General features: G+C 71.6%; 6 protein-coding genes and 1 tRNA gene. All 7 read right to left on the bottom strand.

Features of this window, described 5'->3' with window-relative positions; all coding sequences use genetic code 11:
* Nucleotides 1-132: 132 nt before the first annotated feature.
* The 7 genes from VFE05_23150 to VFE05_23120 all read right to left on the bottom strand — a co-directional run bounded on the left by VFE05_23150 (nucleotide 133) and on the right by VFE05_23120 (nucleotide 6,679).
* Complete coding sequence (locus VFE05_23150; protein HET6232993.1) at nucleotides 133-1,071, bottom strand: tetratricopeptide repeat protein; 939 nt, start codon at nucleotides 1,069-1,071, stop codon at nucleotides 133-135.
* Nucleotides 1,072-1,412: 341 nt separating this feature from the next.
* Nucleotides 1,413-1,495, bottom strand: a tRNA-Leu gene (locus tag VFE05_23145).
* Between the two features lie 82 nt (nucleotides 1,496-1,577).
* Nucleotides 1,578-2,249 carry a ribulose-phosphate 3-epimerase gene (rpe, locus tag VFE05_23140; protein ID HET6232992.1) on the bottom strand — a complete coding sequence of 224 codons (672 nt, stop codon included), beginning with the start codon at nucleotides 2,247-2,249 and terminating at the stop codon, nucleotides 1,578-1,580.
* On the bottom strand, nucleotides 2,246-2,983 hold the full coding sequence (rpiA, locus tag VFE05_23135; protein HET6232991.1) for a ribose-5-phosphate isomerase RpiA: 738 nt from the start codon (nucleotides 2,981-2,983) through the stop codon (nucleotides 2,246-2,248). The genes rpe and rpiA overlap by 4 nt, the downstream gene beginning before the upstream one ends.
* A 136-nt stretch (nucleotides 2,984-3,119) precedes the next feature.
* Nucleotides 3,120-4,292, bottom strand: a complete 1,173-nt coding sequence (locus VFE05_23130) for a hypothetical protein (protein ID HET6232990.1) — start codon at nucleotides 4,290-4,292, stop codon at nucleotides 3,120-3,122.
* A gap of 641 nt (nucleotides 4,293-4,933) precedes the next feature.
* Nucleotides 4,934-5,398 carry a hypothetical protein gene (locus VFE05_23125; GenBank protein HET6232989.1) on the bottom strand — a complete coding sequence of 155 codons (465 nt, stop codon included), beginning with the start codon at nucleotides 5,396-5,398 and terminating at the stop codon, nucleotides 4,934-4,936.
* Between the two features lie 567 nt (nucleotides 5,399-5,965).
* Complete coding sequence (locus tag VFE05_23120; GenBank protein ID HET6232988.1) at nucleotides 5,966-6,679, bottom strand: hypothetical protein; 714 nt, start codon at nucleotides 6,677-6,679, stop codon at nucleotides 5,966-5,968.
* Nucleotides 6,680-6,820: the final 141 nt, after the last annotated feature.

Below are 6,820 nucleotides of genomic sequence, written 5' to 3'. Positions count from 1 at the left end.
CCACCAGCAGCAGCACGAGCATCAGCAGCCCGCGCAGCAGCCGCACCGCGCCGTGCCGCTTGCGCGGTCGCGGGCGCGCGGGCGGTCCGTCGCCGCCCCACGTCGTGTCGCCGGTGGCCTCCGCGCCCACGCTCACGGGCGCTGGAGCAGCCGCTCGCGCAGCAGCGACGGGCCCAGCTGCTCGCGCAGGAAGTCCTCCGCCGCCTCCGCGCCCTCCTCCACCGCCTCCTCCACCTCCTCGACGGCGTCGCGGTCCAGCGCCTCGGCCGCGGCCTCGGCGCGGGCGAGGGCGGCGTACGCCTCGTCCTGCCAGCCCTGCGACGAGGCCGAGAGCGCGGCGGCCAGCGCCAGCTCCACGTCTTCCGGCCGCTCGCCGGACGCGCGGTGAAGCTCCTCGGCCGCCTCCTCGGGGCGGCCCGCGTCCAGCAGCGCCAGGCCGTACAGCGCGCGCAGCCACGAGTCGTCCGCCTCCTGCGACAGCGCCTCCTCGATCTCCGCCAGCCCCTCGTCCTTGCGCTTCGCGAGCAGGTACGCCGCGGCGAGCTCCGCGCGCACGCCCGCGTCGTCGGGCGCGAGCGTGCGGGCCGTCTCCAGCTCCGCCGTCGCCTCCGGCAGCATGCCCTCGCGCGCCAGGTACGAGCCGTACGCCGCGCGGGCGTACGGCATGTCCGGCGCGGTGAGCGCCGCCAGCCGCAGCGTCCCCTCCGCGTCGGGGTCGTCGAACGCCGCCAGCCCCGTCCCCGCAGACGCGAGGATGAACGGGTCGGTCGGCTGGAGCGCCAGGCAGCGGCGGAAGACCTCGTACGCCTCGCTGTCGCTGCCCAGGCGCTGCGCCGCGAGGCCCAGGTAGCAGAGCAGCGTCGCGTTCTCGCCCTGCTCCTCCACCGCGTTCAGCAGCATCTCGTGCGCCTCTTCCCAGCGGTCCTCCGTGCCCAGGGTCGCCGCCTCGCGCACGATGGCATCCACGGTCTCATCGTCCGCCCCGTCGTCCGCGGGCACCACGGTGAAGCCGGGCTCGTCCGCGTCGTCGTCTCCGTCGTCCGCCAGGCCGTCCATCTCCTCGTCTCTCATCGCCCCGCTCCTCTATCTGCGTCCACAGCCGTTCTCGTCATCACCTGATCATCATCCGCCCGTCACCACCCCATCCACCGAAGTCCCGCTGCCGGATGCAGGGACAAGACGCCGTGCATCGGCCGGAAACAGCAGGGCAGCCGGTAGATGCCGGGCCATCGATGCGGACCCGCGAGCCGCGTCCGCCGAAGCGATACCCGGCCGCGGCCGATACGATGCGCATCTCCGGCGTGGCGCGGGACGGGCGCCCAACATAGCCGCCCGCGCAAGCAGCCGCGAGCCCGGCGGGCCGATACGCAAAGCCAGAGCCCCGCCTGCGGACAGGCGGGGCTCTGCACAGGTGCCGGGAGCGGGACTCGAACCCGCATGGGCTTGCACCCGAGGGATTTTAAGTCCCTTGTGGCTACCGTTTCACCATCCCGGCGCGGCCCCCGAAACGACGAGAGCACGTCGGCACGGAAGATAATTGTCGCGAGCCGGGCTTGCCACCGTCCCGGCCGGCGAGCCTATGCGCGCCCTGCCGCTTCCCGCAGCCGCCGGATGTTCTCCGCCACGGTCGCCTTCGCGTTGTACACGGCCGAGCCGGCGACCACCACCGACGCTCCGGCTCCGGCTACGGCAGCGATGGTGTCGGGAGCGACGCCGCCGTCCACCTCCAGCTCCACGTCCGTGCGCCCCAGCTCCAGGAGCATTCGCCGGATCCGGGCGATCTTCGCCGTGCTGGTGGGGATGTAAGACTGCCCGCCGAAGCCGGGATTCACCGACATCACCAGCACCAGGTCCACGTACGGCAGCACCTCGGCGATGGCCTCCACCGGCGTCGCGGGGTTGAGCGTGACGCCCGCCTTCGCCCCCCGCTCGCGGATCTGCTGCACGGTGCGGTGGAGGTGCGGCGACGCTTCCACGTGCACGGTAATGTAGTCCGCCCCCGCGTCCGCGAAGGCCGCCACGTAGCGCTCCGGCTCGCGGATCATCAGGTGCACGTCGATGGGCAGCGTCGTCGACCGCCTTGCCGCGGCGGCGATCAGCGGCCCGATGGTGATGTTGGGCACGAAGCGCCCGTCCATCACGTCCACGTGGATCCAGTCCGCGCCGCCCTCCTCCGCTTCCCGGATCTGCTCCCCCAGCCGCGTGAAATCAGCGGAAAGGATGGACGGGGCGATCTTCACCGCGCTCACGCCGCACCTCGCTCGCGCACCTGCACGCCGCCGGCGCCCGCGATCACCACCGCGCTCGCCATGCCCAGGAAGAGCCCGTTTTCGACCACGCCCGGCCGGTTGTTCAACGCCACCTCCAGCGCTTCTGGGTCGTCGATGCCGCCCGGGAACCGGCAGTCGTAGATCCAGTGCCCCCCGTCCGTCACCACCGTCTCCCCGTTCTTCCTCCGCAGCGTCGGCTCCGCGCCCAGCGAACGGAAGAAGTCCGGCAGCACCGCCGCCGCGAACGGGTCCACCTCCACCGGCACGGGCGCCCGCGTGCCGAGGCGCTCGACGACCTTGGTCTCATCCGCCACGATCACCAGGCGCGCGGAGACGCTGGCGACCACCTTCTCGCGCAGCAGCGCCGCCCCCAAGCCTTTGATGAGCCGCAGCCCGGGATCCACCTCGTCGGCCCCGTCGATGGTCACGTCCAGGCGGGGGCGCTCGGCGAGCGTGGCGAGCGGGATGCCCAGGCGCCGCGACCGCTCGGCCGTGTCCTCGCTGGTGGGAACGCCCACGATGCCGGCCCACTCGCCCGCCGCGCGCCGCTCGGCGATCACGTCCAGCAGGTGCTTCACGGTGGATCCGGTGCCCAGGCCCACCGTCATCCCATCGGCGATCCACTCCGCCGCACGCTCGGCCGCCGCGCGCTTCAGCGCTTCCGTCCCGCTCGTCTCCACGTCCGTACCGTCGCTGTGTAGGTTCTCCCGCACCGGCGCATGCCGCGGACGAATCTATCACCCGGCCCGGCGCTCCGCACGCAGGCGACGGGGCACAAAAACCGGAGGGGCGCCCCATGCGGGACGCCCCTCCGTTTCCATCAGGCCCCGAAGGGCCTTGCCGCCAGGATCAGCCGCGGACCGTGCGGATGACTGCCTGCAGCTGGTAGGGCTGGAACTCGCAGCCCGGCCGGACCGGCACGTAGATCACCTGCGGGGCCTGACCCGCGGTGGCGCCCGTCTCGGTGTACACGCCGACACCCTGGTAGTCGCCGCCACGGTTGATGTCCGTGGTGGAGAGGATGCGCGGCAGGCCGTACTTCTCGTACTTCTTGCCCATGAACGTCACCGTCTCGTTCCCGATGTACCAGTTCGCGCCGGCAGCGTAGCCGGTGCTCGCCGGGTAGGCGGTGCCGAAGGCGACGCCGTTCACGGTGGTGTCACCCGAGGCCGAGACCATGCCGTTCACCGTCGTCAGCTCCGTGCCCTGCACCACGCAGATCGAAACCGGGGTCTCCGTCACGACCGGCGCCGGGGGCGGCGGCGGGGGCGGCGGGGGCGGCGGCGGCGGCGGCGGGGGCGGCGGCGGCGGAATCAGGTTGCCGAAGCTCGCCTTGAGGCCGAGCACCACGCGCGGAGTGAAAGAGATCTTGTCGACCGCGTTGCCGTTGTTGCCGTAGATGTGCGCCGGCGAGTCGTAGCCGTGCACCGCGGCCTCGCCGAAGATGCCGAGCATCGACGTCAGCGGGAAGAAGTCGACGCCGAAGCCGGCGACGCCCTGGCCCACCGTGCCCAGCTTGGTCTCGCTCGGGACGCAGACGCCGTTGGCGATGTACACCGCCACGACGGCGCACTTGTTCGCCTCGGGGCCGCCCGCGTTCGTCGTCAGACCGCCGCCACCCAGGAAGAAGTAGGTGTCGGCCATCCAGTTGCTGCTCGCGCTGGTGATCCACGGCCGGACCACCAGGTCCAGGTCGTAGAACCAGTTGTTCACGTCCCACTTGTCGCTGATGCGGTTGCCGCCGGTGTACGGCAGGCGGCTCGGCATGTAGGCGCCGTGAGCCCGCAGGCCCAGCATGGGGGTGGCGAAGTACGCCGCCGTGAGCCCGAAGATCGGGGCGATGCCGGGCTTGTAGCCCTCATCGTTGATCTTGAACCACGACGTCGTGTACGCGCCGCCGGCATACACACCCAGGTCGAATTGACTCGCGCGGCGATTCATCATGTCCTGCGCCTGCGCTTCCCTTCCCGTCCCCGCGGCCACCACTGCAGCTGCCAGGGCGGACGTCAGCAATCGTTTCATCGAGTCCTCTCCTAACCAGGTGAAAAGCTGTTCCAATCCCCACAGTGGGGAAAGGTCCATCGGGTCGGCACCCCATTCAAAAAAAGTGCCATGACCCTCGCAAATTCGGCTCGGCCTCTGCAACTCCGCCGTCCACCGGACCTGCGCGCACGGTCCGCGGGCCTTCCACGGCCACCCGGCGCCGTGGATCTCCGCTCCCGCCGGTACCGCATTCCAGCTTCGCCGCCACCTTCGCGGGCCGCCGGACCGGCCGGGCCGGGCGCCCGTGCGAGACGCCCCCTCCCCCTAACTCTCCCGCCAGCGCTTCCCGGCGGGCCCTCCGCTTACCCGCGACGTGTCCGGGCGACGCGCCCCGCCGCCGGAAACGACGCACCCCGGCACCGCATGTCCGGGCAAGGCCGGACGCGAAACCGGGGCAAAGCTCTGTGCTCGCGGCACAGTGCAACGACCGTGCCGCGGGAGACGGCGGCGCAGGGTTTCCCGGCCGGCGCCCGGAACGCGAACTCGCGTCCCACGGCCGCCGCGGACGCGTGCGACCGCCGCACGCCCGCCTGCCCGGAGCCCTTCCGCTCGTCTCTCCATCTCCCCCTCCCCTCCGTCCCTGACCGTGACGGACCCTCGTGCCCCCGCCCTGCGGACAGCTACGCGGCGCCCAGCACCGCTCCGAGGATCCCTCCGTACACCGCGTGCCCCACCACCACCCCCACCGGCGTCGCCGGGCCCCAACCCAGGCCAAGCGTGCCCGGCTTCGGAAGGTACCCGGCGCGCACGCACGCGCTGGCCTTCCCCACCCACGGCAGCGCCCCCACCACCAGCGCGCCGTGCACCGCACCTACCAGCATTCCCCGTGCCCAGCCCGCTCCGCCGGCCGCCGCCATGATCCAGGCATACAGCGCCGGGAGCAGGGTGCTGCCGAGCGCCATGAAGAGAACGAGGCCGACCGTCTCCGTCAAGGGAAGCCCGGGGTCCCGGTAGAACAGGCAGCCGAGCTGGGTCGTGGGGCTGAAGCGCGTCCAGTTGAAGCTGCGGAAGAGCCAGAAAACGCACGCCGCCAGAACGCTCGCGGCAAAGCCCCCCCACACCACCGTGCTCCAGTTCGTGCCCATACCCTCTGCCGGTGCGCGGCGCCGGAAACCCCGGCGCGAACCCGCCGCCGGGCTGAACGCCACGCCGGAACGCAGGTTCGGTGCCTGCGCGGCGCGTGGCCGCGCTCCCGCTGGTCGGTTGCATGCACGCGCCCATATGCACGGACGGCGCCGCCGCCCGTTGCACATCTGTCCATATCCGAAAATGTGCAACAAGCGTCAATGTGGGCGCCCCGGCCTTCGCACGCAACACCGGCGTTCTCCGGCAAGAACATACCGGTCGCGGAGGAGCTCGGATCGGCCAGAATGACGGTCCTTTGCGATGTCCGCGATGTTGGATGTTCGGGAGATCGGGAACGGATCGACAGCAGGCGGATCGTCATGGAATTGCGAACATGGCGATGCAATCCCGGAGGACGTACGACAGGGCGATGCGGGCGAGAGTCCCCGAGATGCTGCGGATCGGGCGAAGCGATGGGAGATGCGGGGCGGCGGACGCCGTCGATCAGCCTTCGGTGGATGAAACAGCGCGAGGGAGCCCGAAGATGGACTCCCTCGTCTGACCTGCGATCGGCCGAACCGGGATTGCTACACGCTCGGCGCGGCGGCGGGTGACCCGGTCGCGGCGGCCGGCGCGGACTCGGCGAGCGAGCGGCCGTCGTCCTCGCGCTTGGGCGCGCGGGTCTGGTTGATGGGCGGCAGGACCTCGTCGGCAACGGTGCGAAGGGCCCGGTTGAAGATCACGTCCGACACGCCGTCGGGGATCGCCATCAGCTCCAGGTACAGCTCCACCGCCTCGTGCAGCGGCATCTCGTCCTGCAGCGCGCGGGCGAAGATCAGGCCGTTCTCCACGTGCGTGTGGAACAGCGCGTCCTCGGCGCGGGCCGCCGCCAGGTTGATGCGGTTGCGCAGGTCTTCCTGCACGCGCCCGCGGATGCGCCGGCGCACGCGGCCGAACACCAGGTCGAAGCGGCTACCGGTGGCGGACCTGTCCACCTGCTCGCGGTCTTCCGGCTCGTCCTCCAGCAGCCCCACCTCGTGGTCCTCCACCTCGGGCAGGCCGTTGCGGCGGCCGATCACCGCCAGCACGCGGCTGCCCACGTTGCGCGCCTGCTCCGGCGAGAGCTTGAGGACGCGGGCGTAGATGTCGAGCGCGGCGTCGAAGGGGAGCTGGTCCGAGACAAGGTCCACCAGGGCGATCACGTGCCGCACGTGGGTGGCCAGGAGCCGCTCCTGGCAGACGGCGGTGGTGAGGTCTACCTGCCGCTGCAGTCCGCGCGACGAATTGCTTTTCAGGGCCACTTTGCGCTTCTCCGGATCTTCTGTGGTGGGTGCCGCTCAGCCGCGGGCCGGCCCGGGCGGGCCCGCACGCCGCGCCCGCTGGCGCAAGTTCCATTCCTCGCGCGCCACGCCCGCAGGCCCCACCTCTTCCCGCGCACCGGC

It is taken from the genome of Longimicrobiaceae bacterium, assembly GCA_035696245.1.
In the GTDB taxonomy this organism is placed as follows: Bacteria; Gemmatimonadota; Gemmatimonadetes; order Longimicrobiales; family Longimicrobiaceae; genus DASRQW01.
Note: the sequence above shows the minus strand (reverse complement) of the source record. Positions and strands in the feature narration are given on the sequence as shown.